The sequence below is a fragment of the Streptococcus sp. 27098_8_70 genome, assembly GCF_041432215.1.
Lineage (GTDB): Bacteria > Bacillota > Bacilli > Lactobacillales > Streptococcaceae > Streptococcus > Streptococcus oralis_CP.
On the sequence record NZ_JAPVZD010000001.1, the window covers coordinates 663,649 to 680,156 of the forward strand.

A 16,508-nucleotide genomic window follows, 5' to 3' on the forward strand; every position below is an offset into this window, starting at 1 on the left:
TACCACATTTGTTTTTGGTCTCCTAAGAATGTGCTCAGAAGTTTTTATTCTCTATTACAGTACAGTTTGAAAACGTTTTATACAACTGTTTTATAATAAAAAGCGAGCAAGCTCGCTTTTAGTCTATTTTACTAAAGTTTAGCATGAGTGAACTGGTTAAAACAGATACAGAACTAAAAGCCATGGCTAGACCAGCCAGTTCTGGATTGAGAACGAGACCAATTCCTGAAAAGACTCCTGCTGCAATCGGAATACCAATGAGGTTATAGATAGAAGCCCAGAAAAGATTGAGTAGAATACGATTAAAGGTCTTCTTACTCATATCAAAAGCACGTGCCAATCCTAGTAAATTGTTGGTTGTAAGGACAAGATCTGCTGATTCAATGGCAATATCTGTTCCAGCTCCCATAGCAATCCCCACATCCGCTACACTAAGGGCTGGCGCATCATTGATACCATCTCCGATAAAGGCTACTTTACCAGCCTGTTGAAGTTGATGGATTTCATGCGCTTTTTCTTCTGGCAAAACACCAGCAATGACCTCTTCGATACCAATCTGGTCTGCAATAGCTCGCGCCACTCCAGCATTATCTCCTGTCAACATCACTGTTCGGAGACCACGTTTTTTCAGCTGACTGATGGCAAGCTTGGCATTTTCTTTGGGAATATCTTGCAGGGCAAGCAAGCCTTTGATTTCATTGTCAACAGCCAAGTACACAACTGTCTTAGCTTCTTTTTCCAGTTCTTCTAGTTTTTCCTGATAAGCGCTCGAAATATCCATGCCATCTAGCATTTTAGCATTTCCAAGCAAGACTTGTTTCCCATTGATTTGCCCTGAAACACCTTTTCCGTGTAGGGCTTGGAAATTTTCTACAGGTTGAAGCTCAAGTCCTGCTTCACTCGCTCGCTTGATAATAGCTTGAGCCAGTGGGTGTTGAGAGGCTTCTTCCAAAGAGGCAGCTAAGCCAAGTACTTCTGTCTCGTCGCCAATGATATCAGTGACCACTGGTTTTCCTTCCGTCAAAGTTCCTGTTTTATCAAAGACGAGAGTTTGGACTTTCTGGATTTCCTGTAGGACGGTTCCATTTTTTAGGAGAACCCCCATCTTGGCACTCCGCCCTGTTCCTACCATGAGGGCTGTTGGTGTTGCAAGACCTAGGGCACAAGGGCAAGCGATAATCAAAACTGCCACACCATAAAGTAGAGAGGTCACAAAACTAGCCCCAAGTAAGACAAACCAAATCCAAAAAGTCAAAATCGCTAAAATGACAACTGCTGGGACAAAAATTCCTGAAATCTTATCCGTCAAATCCTGAATCGGTGCACGGCTGGTCTGGGCTTTCTTCACAAAGTCCACAATCTGAGCCAAGACAGTCTCTGAACCAACTTTTTCTGCTTTAAAAACCAGTGTTCCACTATTATTGATAGTGGAGCCAATCACAGTATCTCCAACTGTTTTGTCTACCGGCAGGCTCTCACCTGTCACCATGGATTCATCAATACTGGAGACACCTTCGACAACAACACCATCAACCGCGATCTTTTCACCGGGACGCACTCGAATCAGGTCACCTACCTTGACTTGCTCCAAGGGAACTTGGACATAGCTATCCTCACGCAAGACTTCTGCTGTTTTAGCCTGCAAATCTAGTAATTTCTCCACAGCTTGAGAAGTGTTTTTTCGCATTTTTTCCTCAAAAACCGCCCCCAAAAGAACGAAGAAGAGGATAAATCCAGCACTTTCAAAGTAAACAGGGAGACCAGCAAAGAGAGCAACTAGACTATAGAGATAGGCTACTAGGGTTCCCAGTGCCACCAAGGTATCCATGTTGGCATTGTGCTTTTTAAAACTAGCCCAAGCACTTTGGATATAAGGACCACCGGCCACTAGCATGATAGGCGTCGTGGCTAAAAAGGTGCCCCAATGCATGACTGGATGACTGATAGTCCCTGTCAACATCCCAATCATGAGAATAACTAGCGGCACAGTAAAGATACTGGTAATCCAAAAACGTTGCAAAAGTGACAAAGATTTTCGCGTCTTCTCAACTACGATATAACTCCCCTTTTGCATCTTCATGCCACATGAAAATTCATGTTGCCCCAACTCTTGAGGCGTAAAACGAATTGTCTTCTCCTCGTCCACGCCGATTGGTTCCAAGATACCTTCTTCTTCAAAAAGGATTTCTTTGTAACAGTTTGATGGCGTCACACGATGAAAAGTTATCTCAGCCGGAATCCCTTTTTGAAGCTGAATATGAGCTGGATGATAGCCTTTTTCAGCTCGGATACGGATTTTTTGAATGCCATTTTCTAGGCTTGCTTTCACAATTTCTGTCATAGTCTCCTCCTACTCTACAATCATCTTGCCGTGCATCATGTTCATACCACATGCAAAGCCAAACTCTCCAGTCTGCTCAGGTGTGATTTCCACTACATACTCTTCACCCATAGGAAGATCCGCATGCACACCAAAATCTGGAAAGACGATCTGATCTAGACAGGGTGAAGGGTCCTTGCGGTCAAAGACAATGCGGGCTGGCACTGATTTTTTAAGAATAATCAACTCAGGCGTATAGCCCCCCATGACTTCCACTCGGATCTCTTGGTAACCCTTTTTTTGCTGGGCCTTTTGTCCAGATTTTTCAGGCTTTTTGAAAAACCAAAACAAGATAAACGCGATAAGGGCAATACAAATAATGGTTACAATACTATTTAACATGACGTCTCCTTTACATACAATTACATCTTACTTCTGTTACAGCGCTTGATTTCTTCTTAGAAATCACAGCTTCTAAGTCTTCCAAGTCAGCCAAAGTGAAATCACATTCCACAATCAAATCAGCCAACAAGTTCTTAATCCTACGAGAACAAACCTTGTCTTTGATATCTTGGACAAGCAAGTCTCGACTCTGGTCCAGAGTTAAAAGGGCTGAATAGACAAAGAACTTGCCTTCTTTTTTCCTTGTCAGACACTCTTTCTCAACTAAACGAGCCAAAAGAGTTTGAATGGTCGACTTGGACCAGTCGAACCGCTCCGCCAGAACCCTGATCAAATCCGTACTGGTCTGCTCTCCTTGCATCCAAATAATCTTCATGACCTGCCATTCTGCATCTGAAATCTGCATCATCACACCTCCTAAATCTACATTTGTCGATTACAGTTATTAGTATACTCTCAAAATCTACATTTGTCAACTATAATTTTTATTATTTTTTCGAAAAATAGAATTCTAATCCTGTAACGAGAGATTTGCAGTCAAATTTCACTATATAAACTATAAAAATATGCTATACTGTAGAAAAAAGAAAACAACCACTAGGGGTGCGTAAAGCTGAGATTAACGACTGTTATATCCCTTTGACTCAATCTAGGTAATGCTAGCTGATGGAAGTGGAAATGATAATGAGGACTAGCTAGTCTTCTATTGCTTTCCTCAAACAGACTAGCTTGTTCTTGAGAATACAAACTTCAGTTGGTTGGGAGGTTTTAGATGACTTATTTACCCGTTGCTCTATCCATTGCAGGAACTGACCCTAGTGGCGGTGCTGGCATTATGGCTGATTTGAAGTCATTCCAAGCGAGAGATGTCTATGGAATGGCCGTTGTCACCAGCCTTGTCGCTCAAAATACCAGAGGTGTTCAATTAATCGAGCACGTCTCCAACCAAATGCTGGAAGCTCAATTGGAGAGTGTCTTTTCGGATATCAAACCTCAGGCTGTGAAAACTGGTATGTTGGCAACTACTGAGATCATGGAGATCATCCAACCCTACCTTAAAAAGCTGGACTGTCCCTATGTGCTGGACCCTGTTATGGTCGCTACGAGTGGGGACACCCTGATTGATACCAGTGCGAGAAGCTTCCTAAAAACAAACCTACTTCCCCTTGCAACCATTATCACTCCCAATCTTCCTGAAGCAGAAGAGATTGTTGGTTTTTCAATCCATGATCCAGAAGACATGCAGCGTGCTGGTCGCCTGATTTTAAAAGAATTTGGTCCTCAGTCTGTAGTTATCAAAGGTGGTCATCTTGAAGGTGGTGCCAAGGATTTCCTCTTTACCAAGGAGGAACAATTTGTCTGGGAAAGTCCACGAATTCAAACCTGTCACACCCATGGTACTGGATGTACTTTTGCTGCAGTGATTACGGCTGAACTAGCCAAGGGGAAGACCCTTTATCAGGCAGTCGATAAGGCCAAGGCCTTTATCACAAAAGCCATCCAAGACGCCCCTCAACTCGGTCATGGTTCTGGCCCAGTCAACCATACAAGCTTTAAAGATTAAGAAAAAACTCTCTAGTTCCCACTATAAGGGAATTAGAGAGTTTTTGATTAGGAAATAATGTCATCTAGCTTTGTTAAAAAAGCTTGCGTTTTTGCTTCTATATCTTCTGCCTGCATCAAATCACGGACAACGGCTACCCCTGCTATACCAGTTTCAGCAAGTTGGTCAATATTCTCTGACGTCAGGCCTCCGATAGCAACTACTGGAATGGCGACCGTTTGGCAAATTGTTTTCAAGGTTGAAATCAGGGTGATAGGCGCATTTTCTTTGGTCGTAGTCGGGAAAATGGCTCCTGTTCCCAAGTAATCCGCACCCGATGTTTCCGCCTCAAGAGCCCTTTTTACTGTTTTAGCAGTGACACCGAGGATTTTTTCAGGACCCAAGACTTTGCGGGCAACCGAAACTGGTAGTTCATCGTCGCCTATATGCAACCCAGCAGCATCAACCGCGAGACAAACATCCAAACGATCATCGATAATCAAGGGGACCTGATAGGCATCGGTTATTTCCTTGACTTGTTTTGCCAGTTGATAGTATTGATTGGTGGTGAGATTTTTTTCTCGTAGTTGGATGATGGTAACACCTGAACGGCAGGCCGTCTCGACTTTTTCAAGAAAGTTTTCCAAGGAATCTTGGTAGCGATTGGTTACCAGATATAGTCTGAGTGCTTCTCTATTCATAAAAGTCTCCTTTGATAGCATCTAGCCAATTTTTATCTCTTTTTAGAAGAGAGAGCTGATTGAGAGTTTGAAAGCGGAAATCTTCCAATCCCATTCCTTGAACAAGAATTCTCTCAGCAGAAATATTGAGATAAGAAACCGCTAAGCACGAAGCTTCAAAGGCAGTCTTTCCTTGGCTGAGAAAAACGGCTGTCAAGGCACCAACCAGGTCTCCTGTCCCTGTTATCCAGTCTAATTCTGCACAGCCATTCCTCAATACAGCAACTTGATTTTTCGAAACGATAAGGTCCTTGGGACCCGTGACTAAGAATGACATACCAGGATAAAGCTGACACCAGTCTTTCAAGACTTGGAGCAAATCCTCAGTTTCTTGATCTTTAGCACTAGCATCAACCCCAACTCCGTGATGTTTTAAACCAACAAGACTTCGGATTTCCGACATATTTCCTTTAAGGACCGTGGGATTGTATTCTAAAAGATCTGTGACTAGGTCCTTACGAATGGATGAAGCTGCTACGCCAACCGCATCTACTACCATTGGGAGACCAGCTTGAGCTGCATAAGTAGCTGCCATGCGGATTGCTTTCTCCTTCTCGGCTGACAAATGCCCCAAATTGATAAAGAGGGCTTGACTTTGCTTAGTAAAATCAAGAACTTCACGAGGGTCATCTGCCATGACAGGTTTGCATCCTAGAGCCAAAATGCCATTAGCCAGCATCTCACAGGAAATCTCATTGGTGATGCAGTGAATCAAGGAACTGGTTGCCAGAGGGAAAGGATTTGTAAATGCCTGCATCAGTCTATCCTTTCTCCAAAGAAATATCCTTGTACTTTTTTAAAGAATTCCTGCTTGATTAAAAATCGAAAGGCAATAAGGGAAATCGCTGTACCGATCAATGTTGCTCCAAAAAATCGAGGAGTGTAGATAAACCAGCTAAGCTTGGCCGCAGATCCTGTAAAGAGAACCATAACAGGATAGGAAACAATAGAACCGATAATACCTGTTCCCAAAATCTCTCCTAGAGCAGAATAGTGAAATTTCCGGCCGTACTTATAAAAGAGACCTGCAAGGAGGGCTCCGAAAGTAGCTCCCGTGAGGGCCAAAGGGGGAATGCCCTGAGTAGACATACGGATAAAGGCTGTGACTGTAGCCATGACCAAGGCATAAACAGGCCCCATCAAAATTCCTGCAAGAATGTTGACTACACTGGACATCGGTGCCATCCCTTCAATTCGAAAGATGGGTGTAAGAACTACGTCAAGGGCAATCATCATGGATAAAATGGTTAATTTGTGAACTTGTAGTTGGTGGTTTCTCATTTTCTATTTCTTCTCTGTTTCTAAGGACTGCAAATCACTCGTCCAGGTTTGATGTTGGTAAGCCATCTCCCAAAACTTGGCTTCCATGTGGACACTTCTTTGGAAGGCCTCTAGCATTTTTTGTTTGTCTGTCTCGTCGCTTTCTTGATAGAGTTGATTGACCAGCTCTTCTTCCTCTTTAATCTGCTGTTCTAACTCATCGGTGATATAGGTTTCAATCCACTGTTGATAAAGAGGATTCGGGGATGGTTTGCGATTAAGTTCCTTGCCTAAATCATGGTATAACCAAGGACATGGAAGTAAACTAGCAAAAGCAATGCCCAAATTTGACTCTGCAAATTGCCGATAAATATGCGAAATGTAATGATAGCAAGTCGGAGCAATCGGTTGCTCGTCCATCTCCTGGTCACTGATTCCCAATTCCTTAAAAAATTGTTGGCGAATAAACAACTCACCCTCCACTAGACTCTGGGCATTTTGTTTCAAGAGTCTTTTCATCTCCTCGTTTGAAGTCTTATCATCCAAGAGGTGATAGGCTTCTGAAAAAGACTTCAGATAGTAGGCATCCTGAATCAGGTAATAGCGGAAAATAGAAGGTTCTAAATTCCCCTCTTGTAACTGTAAAACAAAGGGGTGATGAAAGGAAGCCTGCCAAGCTTCCTTGGATAATTCCATCGCAATATCTGTAAATTCCATAATAACTCCTTTATAGAAATAGGCTGGTTTGAAGCAATAAAAAGAAAAGTAGGTAGATCAATTTTGTCCTCTGAGAAATATAAAAAGTCCGATAACTATTCTCCAACTGTGCATGCTCGTCATATCCATGCGCAGATAGAGCTCTCAGGTAAAGATGGCGCCACCTAAAGACTGTCATCAGAACCTTACTGTAAATCAGGGGAGACCAAACATGCAATTTTTGACCACGCAATAAGCAAGCTTCCTTGAGGGACTTGATTTCTTGTTGAATGAGGGGAAAGGCATTGAATACCACAATTAAGGCATAGGCCCAAGACCGTGATAACCCCTTTTGAGCCAAGTACAAGAGAAGCTCTTTTAAGGAAATACTGGAAACAAAGACAAGACCGATACAAACCGTCACAAAGGCCCTCGTTCCAAGTATCACTGCCTGCGAAGCATCCCCATGTAACTGTACTGCCCAGTAATTGGCAAAAGATGGTAAAATGGCGAGCACAAGCATCCAAGCCAACAATTTAAATCGACGGTAGTAGAGCATGAAGAGAATGCAAAATGCGACTACTGAAAGATTAAGAGCAATCGAAGGAATGAAAGATGTTTCCAAGGATAAAATTAGAAAGAAGAGACCGATTATCGGTGTCTGGGTTGCTACTTTGACCATACTACTTCACCTCCCCTTGAGTATTGATACTCCGAGATGTGAGAGGTTTGCTGATGGTCACGTCTTTAATATGACGGAGACCCTCACTAGTCATCTCAATCCAATAATCGACCACAGAAATCAAGGGATCTAAACGATGGCTAATGATCAAAAAACTTCTCCCTTGATTTCTGTCCTCCAGAATCCACTGACAAAAATAGGCGCAGGCTCTATTATCTAAACCAGCAAAAGGTTCATCTAGTAAAATCACAGAAGCCTTGCTGGTCAAGATGGTCAAGAGCTGAAGAATCTTTTGTTGGCCACCACTTAATTGATAGGGACTCTTATCAAGCGCCTGCTCCAGATCAAAATATCGTAAAGCTTGTAGAATTCGCTGATTTCTTTCCGAGTCTGAGCTATCTAATTGAAGTTCCTCTCTCAGACTGACTCGGATAAATTGCTTCTCAGCTTCCTGAACGACACCCGTCAGGTCACGATACAGACTCTTTTTCTTTTTTAGGACCGATCCCTTCCAACTAATGCGCCCTCTATACTTTTGAAATTGAAGAATGGAACGAAAGAGGGTTGATTTCCCAACACCATTATCACCTAGGATACAGGAAATTCCTTGGTAAAACGTGAAATCAGCAATCGAAAAGAGGGGACGATTACCCAGCTCACAAGTCACACGATCCATATGGAATAGTTCTAGGCTAGAGGCAACTTCCTTTGAAGCAACCTGTGTCATCTCAGAGGTAGGGATTTGAAACACTTCCCTCAGTTGCCCGTCTCTTAGCTCCACCATATGGTCAATGTAGGCTCCATAGTCTGATAAATCATGGTCACACAGGATGACTGTCTTCCCATTAGAGGCCAATTCCTTTAGAATCTCTAGGATCTCTATCCTACTTTTGCGGTCAATAGAAGCAAAGGGCTCATCCAAGAGATAGACCCTAGGATTCATGGCAAATAGAACAGCCAGCGCAGCCTTTTGCTTTTCCCCACCTGATAAGTGATGGATGGGACGGTGCAAGATTGCCTCGCAGCGACATTGCCGGACCACCTCAGCTATTTTAGCATCAATTTCCTGAACGGGATGCCCAATATTTTCCAAGGTAAAAATCAGCTCTTCAAACAAGTTCTCCATGGTAAATTGATGATTGGGATTTTGAAAGAGAATGCCAACCGTCTGGACACGTTCGACGATAGAAAGCTGACTGACCTGACTCCCATCTATCAGGACTTGACCACTATAGGGAAGAGAACTGACTTGAGCAATAATTTGAAAGAGACTGGATTTTCCTGAACCACTGCTCCCAACTAACAAGGTAAAAGCTTGCTCATGAAAAGTAAAATCAATCGGTTCCGAAAAGATTGGGGACTGAATCCCCCGTAGTTCCAGCCCCATCTACGCCTTTCCTCCAGCAGCAAACTGATGATAGAGTTTGACAATGGCACGAATCAAAATGGTACAGAAGAAAAAGACAGAAATAAAGCGAACCACAAGCAAGGACAGGACAAAAGGAAGAGAAAAGGCATAGTAACCTAATTTAATGTATTCATAGACAAAGCTAAAAAGCGTAATCCCAATACTATTGGCAGTTAGAGAGAGCCAACTTTCATAGCGATTCTTGGTCACAAGAAAGCCAAATTCACTTCCCAGACCTTGAACCAAGCCAGACAACAGAGCGCCTAGACCGAATTGGCTACCATAAAGGACTTCAGCAAGTGCAGCAAGCACTTCTCCAATCGTTGCACTTCCGATTCTTGGAACAAAGATAGCCGCAATGGGCGCAGCCATACACCAGAGACCAAAGAGGATTTCATTGGCAAAGGCCTGCAAACCAAGAGGGGCCAAGATCAGGGTGAGGATATCAAACAGATAGCCTGAACCCACAAAAACGCCACCAAAAAAGATAGACAAGAAAGCAAGCAAGATAACATCTTTTAACTGCCATTTTTTCAACATAAAAAACTCCTTTTTTAAAGAAAAGTGGGGCATTCAAGGAGAGATACCAAAAAGCTTATACTCAATGAAAATCAAAGAGCAAACTAGGAAACTAGCCGCAGGCTGTACTTGAGTACGGCAAGGCGACGTTGACGTGGTTTGAATTTGATTTTCGAAGAGTATTAACGTTCAGCCTATCCTCTTTTAACAAACAAAAAAACTCCAATTACAAACGAGAATTAGAGTTCACCTTACAAGATTAGACAGTTCTTTTCGACATACGAAAAAAACCTTTTCACATTTCCCTTCGCCAGTATTAACTGTATCAGGTTCAATGGGTATCATCTCAGCCTAAAGCACCCCAAATGTCTTTATTATTTTATTACTGGACCAGTATAGCAAAAAATGAAACCCCTAGCAAGATATTTGACTGGAAAATATATTTATATAGTTTGTTTGTTAATTCTTTTAATCTACATAAAAGGATTGAATTTATCCTATAATTCATAACCAATATCAAAAAAGGCTAATTCTAAAGCAACTGCTTGATTCCAACGTTCCTGAAGTTCTGTCAAATCTTCTCGATTTTTCCCGACACGATTAAGTTCATCAACTAGAAATTGAACCCACTCTGCAAAGAAAGGACCTCTATGTAGATTAATCCATTCCGAATGAATATAGGCTTCAGGTAGTGCCAAATCTTTAGAACCCCAGTCTAAATAGAGACCTTCTGCAATGACCAGCATGACCAAAAGATGAGCATAGTCTGATGAAGCCACAGCAGAATACATTAGCTCCTGAAACGCTTTTGTTACAGGGTGCAAGGTCACTTCCAGATAGTCATGCTCTGCTACCTTTAACTCTTTGAAAGCCTTTTGGAAATAACCATCTTCATCTGCTTCAAGAAAGCCTAGTTGCTTGGCAAAACGAAGTTTGGATTCAAGCTGGTCTGCGTGAGCTACACAGGCACCCAGCATGGATAAGAAGGCATCAAAGAAGTGATAATCTTGAATTAGGTAGTCTTTTAAGACCTTATTCTCAATTGTCCCCGCAAAAAGTTCCTTAACAAAACGATGATTGATTGCAGCCTGCCAATCCTTCTGACTGCTTTTTAATAATTCTCCAACAGTCAAACCTGGCTGAAATGCATAGTCTTGTCTTTCCATATTTACTTTTCCTCTCTTTACTCGTTCGTAATCAACAAAACATCAAGAAAATCCTAGTTTTACTTGACCTTTTTAAAGAAAATCAAGGGCGTTCAAGAAAAGCTACCTAAATGCTTTGTATCACCTTCATCCAGTTTATATAAACAAAAAAACTCCAATTACAATCAAGAATTAGAGTTTAGCTTACAAGATTAGATCGTTCATTTCGCCATACGAAAAAACGTTTCACATTTCCCTTCGCCAGTCTTAACTGTATCAGGTTCAATGGGTATCATCTCAGCCTAAAGCACCCCAAATGTCTTTATTATTTAATTACTGCACCAGTATAGCAAAAAATGAAAGCCCTAGCAAGATATTTGACTGAAAAATATATTTATATAGATTTCAATGGTGATTTATTCTTCCTATATACGAAGAAAAACCTCCACATCAAGTGGAGGCAAGCTATTTTATCAATACAATTTTAAGTCACGAGGGTCAACTGGGAAGGTTGGATTGTATGGGTTGTGACGGAGTTTGAAGTGTTTGACATCTTCAATAGTCTGAGTTCCAGATAACTGCATAACTGTCTTCAATTCTGCATTCAAGTGTTCAAAGACTTGACGCACACCAACACTACCGCCGAGAGCCAAGCCATAGATAACCGGGCGGCCAATAGCTACCAAGTCTGCTCCTGAAGCCAAGGCTTTAAAGACGTGTTGGCCACGACGAATACCAGAGTCAAAGACAATTGGTACGCGTTTGTCAACTGCTTCTGCTACTTCTTGAAGTGAGTCAAAGGCAGCTGGCCCACCGTCGATTTGACGGCCACCATGGTTGGTTACCCAGATACCAGAAGCTCCAGCAGCAAGCGAACGTTCAACGTCCTCACGGCATTGTGGCCCCTTGACATAAACAGGAAGTCCTGAGTATTCAGCGATAAATTCTACATCTCGTGGAGATAGGCGCTGTTTAGCTGATTTGTAAACAAAGTCCATTGATTTACCAGCACCTTCTGGCAGGTATTCTTCAACAATCGGCATGCCAACTGGGAAGACAAAACCATTACGCTTATCGACCTCACGATTGCCCCCTACCGTAGCATCAGCCGTCAAGACAATCGCTTTATAACCTTCAGCCTTCACACGGTCCATGATGTGGCGATTGATACCATCATCTTTACTAAAGTAAAACTGGAACCAATGAGGTGTCCCTTGAAGGGCTTCCGTAATTTCTGGAAGGTCGACAGTAGAGTAAGAGCTGGTTGTATAGAGAGAACCAAACTCATGCACACCACGCGCAGTCGCCACTTCACCCTGTTCATTTGCCAATTTATGAGCCGCAACAGGCGCCATAATGATTGGTGAAGACAATTTTTCGCCTGCAAATTCAATCTCTGTACTTGGATTTTCTACATTGCAAAGTGTATGAGGAACGATGAGTTTGTGGTTAAAGGCACGAATATTCTCACGCAAAGTGAAAGTATCCTCCGCCCCACTAGCGATATAGCCAAATGCTGCTTTAGGAATAACTTGTTGCGCCATTGGCTCCAAATCATAGGTGTTAATAAAATCTACAGGTCCTTCTGCATTGCTTGTTTTATATGACATAAAGTGTCCTCCTTATTAAGTAAGCGTTTACTTTTTCTTACATAAACTATCTTACCTCTTTTTCAGAATCCTTTCAAAAATTTTGTCTGGAAATTTCAAACTGATTATCTGAATATGCCGCCAAAAAAGAAGGTCTCTCATTCTACCATTATCCTATATTCATCTTTACCTTTAGGAATCATAGTTTTATTGCCTATATGCAAAAAATCAGGTAATCCTAGTGACTACCTGATTTTCTATGTCTTATACTCTTCGAAAATCAAATTCAAACCATGTCAACATCGCCTTGCCGTACTCAAGTACAGCCTGCGGCTAGTTTCCTAGTTTGCTCTTTGATTTTCATTGAGTATTAGGCATTTTGCCAATTTTCTTGGTCTTCTTTAAAGCGTTTTAGGAGGTCGAGGCCTTCTGGTGTGATGTAACCTTCTTCTTGGGCTAGGTGGATGAGTTCACTGTAGTTAGAAAGCGTCACCAATTTTACACCAGCATCCGCAAAATTCTTATCAGCTTTTGGCAATTGGTAGCTGAAAATCGCTACGACACCAAGAACATCGGCTCCTTCGCGTTTAGCAGCTGCTACGGCTTCAAGAACAGACCCACCCGTTGAAATGAGGTCTTCAACCACTACCATCTTTTGCCCCTTAGCTACACGACCTTCGATTTGGTTACCAGCTCCGTGGTCTTTTGGTTTGCTGCGGATATAGGCAAAAGGCAAGTTCATCTTGTCAGCAATGATAGCTCCGTGTGGAATTCCTGCTGTCGCAGTTCCTGCAATCACTTCTACTTCTGGAAATTCTGCTTTAATAGCTTCCACAAAACCATTTTCAATCAAGGTACGAGTTTCTGGATAGGCAAGCGTCACACGGTTGTCAGTATAAATCGGCGATTTGATACCTGATGCCCAAGTGAAAGGTTCTTCTGGTTTGAGGTAAACGGCTTGGATTTTCAAGAGGTGGCTAGCGATATCTTTAGCAAGTGTCATAGTATTCTCCTTTTGTTTTTATAATCTATTTCTTTAATTTCTGTCTTGGTTCCATTCATCCTTGATAGCATGATAAGCTGCAACAGGATCCTCAGCTTGGGTAATGGGACGTCCTACTACGATATAGTCACTACCGATTTGATAAGCGTCCGCTGGCGTCATGACGCGTTTTTGGTCCCCAACCGCAGCTCCCGCTGGACGGATTCCCGGTGTCAAACAGATAAAATCTGAATTGGTAGCCTGCTTGATGAGTTGCACTTCCTGAGCCGAGCAAACGACACCATCCAAGCCCGCTTCAGCTGTCTTCTTGGCATAGTGAATCACAGACTCTTGCAGGCTGGTTTGGATATTTTGAAAATCCTGCATCTGGCTTTCCGACGTTGATGTCAGCTGGGTCACAGCGATCAATTTGGCTTGTGTCCCCAGACCTTCACGCGCAGCTTTCATCATCTCCACACCACCTGCAGCATGAACATTGGTCATGTCCACACCAAGCTGAGACAAGACCTTCATGGCAGATTTGACTGTATTGGGAATGTCATGTAGCTTGAGGTCCAAAAAGACACTATGCCCCAGTGACTTCAAATAACGGACAACTTCTGGACCTTCCGCATAATAAAGCTCCATCCCCACTTTTAAATAAAGACTTTCTTCTGCTGGGAAAAGAGATAAAAATTCCTTGACTGCCTCAAAACTAGGAAAATCAAGAGCAATAACTGGACGATGTTCACGCATACCTTTCTCCTTTTACCTTTACGAGCAAGAGAGTATGGTCAAAAATAAACCACGAAAAAAGGAACCTGCCAACAGCAAGGTTCCACGAAAAATGGGTAGTCTCCACCCTTTCACCGTCTAACCTTAGCTGCCTCTCTGGACTGCTTTAAAGGTTTTTTTCTATTCTATTATTTATAGTAGGACTTGTCAAGCAAAAACTCGAAACTAGACTTCTATACCATTCAAAATTAAGAGGAAAAGTTAGTCTAACGACTCTGTGATTGCTGGCTCGTTTGGCTTTGATTTCCTTGTTCTTCTTGTTTTTTCTTTTCTTCTTCCTGTTTTTTCTTCTCAGCTTCCTTGGCCTCTTGTTTGGCTTTTTCCTCAGCTTCTTCTATCAGTTTATCTGCTATAGTATAGCTGTATACTCCAGCTTCCATATCGACTACACTCGGTTCTGACAATTGTGGCTTGATTTTGCTGTAATAAGGTAATTTTTTGCTCAATTCTGATAGGGGAACCAAAACCTCATCTGTATCCAGCATGGTAATTTTTAAAAGATCTGCTGTTGCCTTGCTCGGTGCTAATTCGATTTTCTGGATTTGACTCTTGATATCCTCACTGATGGTAGACAATCCTGTTATCAGCTTTTTCACCTGCTGCTCATCGTTAAAGGTAACTGTTAGATAAGTCTCAGGCAAGTTTAAGCGATCAACAGGAGTTGACTCTACTGTACCACTAGACAGAATAGGATAATGTTCTTCACCAGACACATAATAACCAACAATATCAAATTCCTTAACCTCAATCGTAAAGTTAGTCGGAAATTGATAGTTAATCTTCGCTGATTCTATCCAATGATTGGACTTGATTCGCTCAGCGTATGTTTCCTTATCCAACAATAGGGCTAAAGTATAGTCGCTATCTTGAATTCCAGAAGCCTGTTTGATGTCATCCGCATGCGTGTTACTATTTCCCTTAACCTCGATATTTTTGATGGTCGAAAGCGGAGTCAATAGATAGACTGAAAGTAGGAGGACCAGGACACTGGGTACCAAGATACTCACAGCTCGCCAAATATGAACAGGTGCAATTTTAGGTTTGGCTGGTTTCTCTGGTTTTTCTTTTTTCTTCTTCTTTTCTTCTTTGACTTTAGGATCATCCTTTTTAGATTTCTCTTTTTTTTCGGAAGGTTCCTTGCTTGGACTTGAGGCTTCCTTATCTGATTCACTCGATGATTTCTTGGATTCCTCCAATAGTTTCGAGTTGGCTTCCTTACGAGCTTGTTTTTCCTTTTCTTTCTCTTCAGCTAGGGCAGCTTCTTCCTCAGCCTTCTTCTTCAGGTATTCCTGGTTTCGTTTCTGCCATTCAGACAATTCTTGCTTCTGGTTTGATTCTTTTTTCTTATCCTTTGACATTGATATTCCTTATGCTAGGTCTTTTCTTAGTAGATCGTAAAAATCTGCAAGAGATTTCAATTCAGTCGAAGCTTTCATGCTAGCTTGGTATTGGTCCTTGTGACTAAGCAAGTGACTGAGTTTCGCCTCCAAGCTTTCCAAGGTCAAGTCACTTTCTTGAAGTTCTTCTGCATAGCCTTTCTTAACAAAATAAGCTGCATTTTCAATCTGGTCTCCTCGACTTGCTTCACGACCCAATGGTACGATGAGATGGAGTTTCGCCATGGCCAAGAGCTCAAAAATCGTATTGGCACCGCCACGCGTTACCACCACATCTGCCATCTCCATCAAGGGTTGATAGAGATCCGTCACATAGTCAACACGAAAGAGATTTTGACTCAACTCATTGAGACTTGAATCTCCAGTGAGATTGATAATATTGTAGCGTTCGGTCAGTTCTTGCTTATGATCTGTCACCAATTGGTTAAAGACACGAGCTCCTGCAGAACCACCAACAAACAATACCGTTGGCAATTTAGGATCAAAGTGAGTTTGGATATCCACCAATTCATCGGGTTCTGAAGTTTTTTGGTTTGAAACCTTGGTCACTGCCCCCACATGCTCGACTTTTGCGAGGCCAGCAGCCTGCTCAAAGGTTGAATACATCTTGGTCGCAAATTTATAGGCAATTTTATTGGCCAAGCCCATAGAAAGGTCAGATTCATGAATAAAGACTGGCACTCCTGACACTCGCGCTGCGATAACCGGCGGTACAGAGACAAATCCTCCCTTAGAAAAAAGAGCCTGTGGACGCAGTCGTAACATGATAAAGAGCGATTGGACAATTCCCCAACCAACTTTGAAGACATCCAGCATATTTTGCCAAGAGAAATAGCGACGCAACTTCCCAGTCGCAATGGAGTGGAAGGTCACATTCAAACCTGACTTGAGGATTTCTTGGTGTTCGATTCCGTGTTTATCACCAATGTAGTGAACTTCCCAGCCGTCTTCGATGAACTTAGGCATTAACAAAAGATTGAGGGTGACATGTCCAACCGTTCCCCCACCTGTAAAGACAATTTTTTTCATA

Annotated in this window: 17 protein-coding genes and 3 riboswitches; of the genes, 1 reads left to right on the top strand and 16 read right to left on the bottom strand. The window is 42.3% G+C overall.

Annotated features, from left to right (window positions below; translation table 11 throughout):
• Positions 1 to 118: 118 nt before the first annotated feature.
• The 3 genes from O3655_RS03185 to O3655_RS03195 are packed head-to-tail and all read right to left on the bottom strand — an operon-like array spanning position 119 to position 3,128.
• Positions 119 to 2,341: a heavy metal translocating P-type ATPase gene (locus O3655_RS03185; RefSeq protein WP_000136320.1), complete on the bottom strand. Its 2,223-nt coding sequence runs from the start codon at positions 2,339 to 2,341 to the stop codon at positions 119 to 121.
• Between the two features lie 9 nt (positions 2,342 to 2,350).
• Positions 2,351 to 2,722: a cupredoxin domain-containing protein gene (locus tag O3655_RS03190; RefSeq protein WP_000935056.1), complete on the bottom strand. Its 372-nt coding sequence runs from the start codon at positions 2,720 to 2,722 to the stop codon at positions 2,351 to 2,353.
• 10 nt (positions 2,723 to 2,732) lie between these two features.
• Positions 2,733 to 3,128, bottom strand: coding sequence for a CopY/TcrY family copper transport repressor (locus O3655_RS03195; RefSeq protein ID WP_001167199.1), 396 nt, complete (start codon positions 3,126 to 3,128; stop codon positions 2,733 to 2,735).
• A gap of 183 nt (positions 3,129 to 3,311) precedes the next feature.
• A riboswitch (TPP riboswitch) is annotated at positions 3,312 to 3,410 on the top strand.
• Between the two features lie 84 nt (positions 3,411 to 3,494).
• Between O3655_RS03195 and thiD the strand changes: the two genes are divergently transcribed.
• Positions 3,495 to 4,286, top strand: coding sequence for a bifunctional hydroxymethylpyrimidine kinase/phosphomethylpyrimidine kinase (gene thiD / locus O3655_RS03200; RefSeq protein ID WP_278275973.1), 792 nt, complete (start codon positions 3,495 to 3,497; stop codon positions 4,284 to 4,286).
• Between the two features lie 47 nt (positions 4,287 to 4,333).
• Here thiD and thiE read toward each other — a convergent pair whose 3' ends face one another.
• The 13 genes from thiE to O3655_RS03265 form a co-directional block, all read right to left on the bottom strand.
• Complete coding sequence (gene thiE / locus O3655_RS03205) at positions 4,334 to 4,966, bottom strand: thiamine phosphate synthase (RefSeq protein WP_001078201.1); 633 nt, start codon at positions 4,964 to 4,966, stop codon at positions 4,334 to 4,336.
• Positions 4,959 to 5,762 (bottom strand): hydroxyethylthiazole kinase, encoded by an 804-nt coding sequence (locus tag O3655_RS03210; RefSeq protein WP_371641162.1) that lies wholly within the window; start codon positions 5,760 to 5,762, stop codon positions 4,959 to 4,961. Before O3655_RS03210 ends, thiE begins: the two co-directional genes overlap by 8 nt.
• Entirely contained in the window at positions 5,762 to 6,286 is a 525-nt protein-coding gene (gene thiW, locus O3655_RS03215) for an energy coupling factor transporter S component ThiW (RefSeq protein ID WP_084922010.1), read from the bottom strand. Before thiW ends, O3655_RS03210 begins: the two co-directional genes overlap by 1 nt.
• Positions 6,287 to 6,289: 3 nt before the next feature.
• Positions 6,290 to 6,982, bottom strand: a complete 693-nt coding sequence (gene tenA / locus O3655_RS03220; RefSeq protein WP_371641163.1) for a thiaminase II — start codon at positions 6,980 to 6,982, stop codon at positions 6,290 to 6,292.
• 10 nt (positions 6,983 to 6,992) lie between these two features.
• Complete coding sequence (locus tag O3655_RS03225) at positions 6,993 to 7,643, bottom strand: energy-coupling factor transporter transmembrane component T (RefSeq protein WP_000241361.1); 651 nt, start codon at positions 7,641 to 7,643, stop codon at positions 6,993 to 6,995.
• 1 nt (position 7,644) lies between these two features.
• A complete protein-coding gene (locus O3655_RS03230) occupies positions 7,645 to 9,030 on the bottom strand; it encodes an ATP-binding cassette domain-containing protein (RefSeq protein WP_371641164.1) in 1,386 nt (461 codons plus the stop codon).
• Complete coding sequence (locus O3655_RS03235) at positions 9,031 to 9,591, bottom strand: ECF transporter S component (RefSeq protein WP_049477851.1); 561 nt, start codon at positions 9,589 to 9,591, stop codon at positions 9,031 to 9,033.
• 264 nt (positions 9,592 to 9,855) lie between these two features.
• A riboswitch (TPP riboswitch) is annotated at positions 9,856 to 9,944 on the bottom strand.
• A gap of 123 nt (positions 9,945 to 10,067) precedes the next feature.
• Positions 10,068 to 10,736 (bottom strand): TenA family protein, encoded by a 669-nt coding sequence (locus O3655_RS03240; protein ID WP_371641165.1) that lies wholly within the window; start codon positions 10,734 to 10,736, stop codon positions 10,068 to 10,070.
• A gap of 215 nt (positions 10,737 to 10,951) precedes the next feature.
• Positions 10,952 to 11,040: riboswitch (TPP riboswitch) on the bottom strand.
• Between the two features lie 148 nt (positions 11,041 to 11,188).
• Positions 11,189 to 12,325 (bottom strand): L-lactate oxidase, encoded by a 1,137-nt coding sequence (gene lctO / locus O3655_RS03245; protein WP_247929073.1) that lies wholly within the window; start codon positions 12,323 to 12,325, stop codon positions 11,189 to 11,191.
• Positions 12,326 to 12,674: 349 nt separating this feature from the next.
• On the bottom strand, positions 12,675 to 13,307 hold the full coding sequence (gene pyrE / locus O3655_RS03250) for an orotate phosphoribosyltransferase (RefSeq protein WP_084945319.1): 633 nt from the start codon (positions 13,305 to 13,307) through the stop codon (positions 12,675 to 12,677).
• A gap of 33 nt (positions 13,308 to 13,340) precedes the next feature.
• Complete coding sequence (pyrF, locus tag O3655_RS03255) at positions 13,341 to 14,042, bottom strand: orotidine-5'-phosphate decarboxylase (RefSeq protein ID WP_042769050.1); 702 nt, start codon at positions 14,040 to 14,042, stop codon at positions 13,341 to 13,343.
• Between the two features lie 245 nt (positions 14,043 to 14,287).
• On the bottom strand, positions 14,288 to 15,439 hold the full coding sequence (locus O3655_RS03260; RefSeq protein WP_371641166.1) for a cell division protein FtsQ/DivIB: 1,152 nt from the start codon (positions 15,437 to 15,439) through the stop codon (positions 14,288 to 14,290).
• Positions 15,440 to 15,448: 9 nt separating this feature from the next.
• The gene (locus tag O3655_RS03265; RefSeq protein WP_371641167.1) at positions 15,449 to 16,507 is read right to left on the bottom strand and encodes a UDP-N-acetylglucosamine--N-acetylmuramyl-(pentapeptide) pyrophosphoryl-undecaprenol N-acetylglucosamine transferase; all 1,059 of its coding nucleotides are present in this window, start codon (positions 16,505 to 16,507) and stop codon (positions 15,449 to 15,451) included.
• Between the last annotated feature and the right edge of the window lies 1 nt (position 16,508).

Bases quoted from the DNA above. Each gene is read 5' to 3' on its own strand.
- O3655_RS03185 (WP_000136320.1), bottom strand. From the start codon at position 2,341: ATGACAGAAATTGTGAAAGCAAGCCTAGAAAATGGCATTCAAAAAATC.
- O3655_RS03190 (WP_000935056.1), bottom strand. From the start codon at position 2,722: ATGTTAAATAGTATTGTAACCATTATTTGTATTGCCCTTATCGCGTTT.
- O3655_RS03195 (WP_001167199.1), bottom strand. From the start codon at position 3,128: ATGCAGATTTCAGATGCAGAATGGCAGGTCATGAAGATTATTTGGATG.
- thiD (WP_278275973.1), top strand. From the start codon at position 3,495: ATGACTTATTTACCCGTTGCTCTATCCATTGCAGGAACTGACCCTAGT.
- thiE (WP_001078201.1), bottom strand. From the start codon at position 4,966: ATGAATAGAGAAGCACTCAGACTATATCTGGTAACCAATCGCTACCAA.
- O3655_RS03210 (WP_371641162.1), bottom strand. From the start codon at position 5,762: ATGCAGGCATTTACAAATCCTTTCCCTCTGGCAACCAGTTCCTTGATT.
- thiW (WP_084922010.1), bottom strand. From the start codon at position 6,286: ATGAGAAACCACCAACTACAAGTTCACAAATTAACCATTTTATCCATG.
- tenA (WP_371641163.1), bottom strand. From the start codon at position 6,982: ATGGAATTTACAGATATTGCGATGGAATTATCCAAGGAAGCTTGGCAG.
- O3655_RS03225 (WP_000241361.1), bottom strand. From the start codon at position 7,643: ATGGTCAAAGTAGCAACCCAGACACCGATAATCGGTCTCTTCTTTCTA.
- O3655_RS03230 (WP_371641164.1), bottom strand. From the start codon at position 9,030: ATGGGGCTGGAACTACGGGGGATTCAGTCCCCAATCTTTTCGGAACCG.
- O3655_RS03235 (WP_049477851.1), bottom strand. From the start codon at position 9,591: ATGTTGAAAAAATGGCAGTTAAAAGATGTTATCTTGCTTGCTTTCTTG.
- O3655_RS03240 (WP_371641165.1), bottom strand. From the start codon at position 10,736: ATGGAAAGACAAGACTATGCATTTCAGCCAGGTTTGACTGTTGGAGAA.
- lctO (WP_247929073.1), bottom strand. From the start codon at position 12,325: ATGTCATATAAAACAAGCAATGCAGAAGGACCTGTAGATTTTATTAAC.
- pyrE (WP_084945319.1), bottom strand. From the start codon at position 13,307: ATGACACTTGCTAAAGATATCGCTAGCCACCTCTTGAAAATCCAAGCC.
- pyrF (WP_042769050.1), bottom strand. From the start codon at position 14,042: ATGCGTGAACATCGTCCAGTTATTGCTCTTGATTTTCCTAGTTTTGAG.
- O3655_RS03260 (WP_371641166.1), bottom strand. From the start codon at position 15,439: ATGTCAAAGGATAAGAAAAAAGAATCAAACCAGAAGCAAGAATTGTCT.
- O3655_RS03265 (WP_371641167.1), bottom strand. From the start codon at position 16,507: ATGAAAAAAATTGTCTTTACAGGTGGGGGAACGGTTGGACATGTCACC.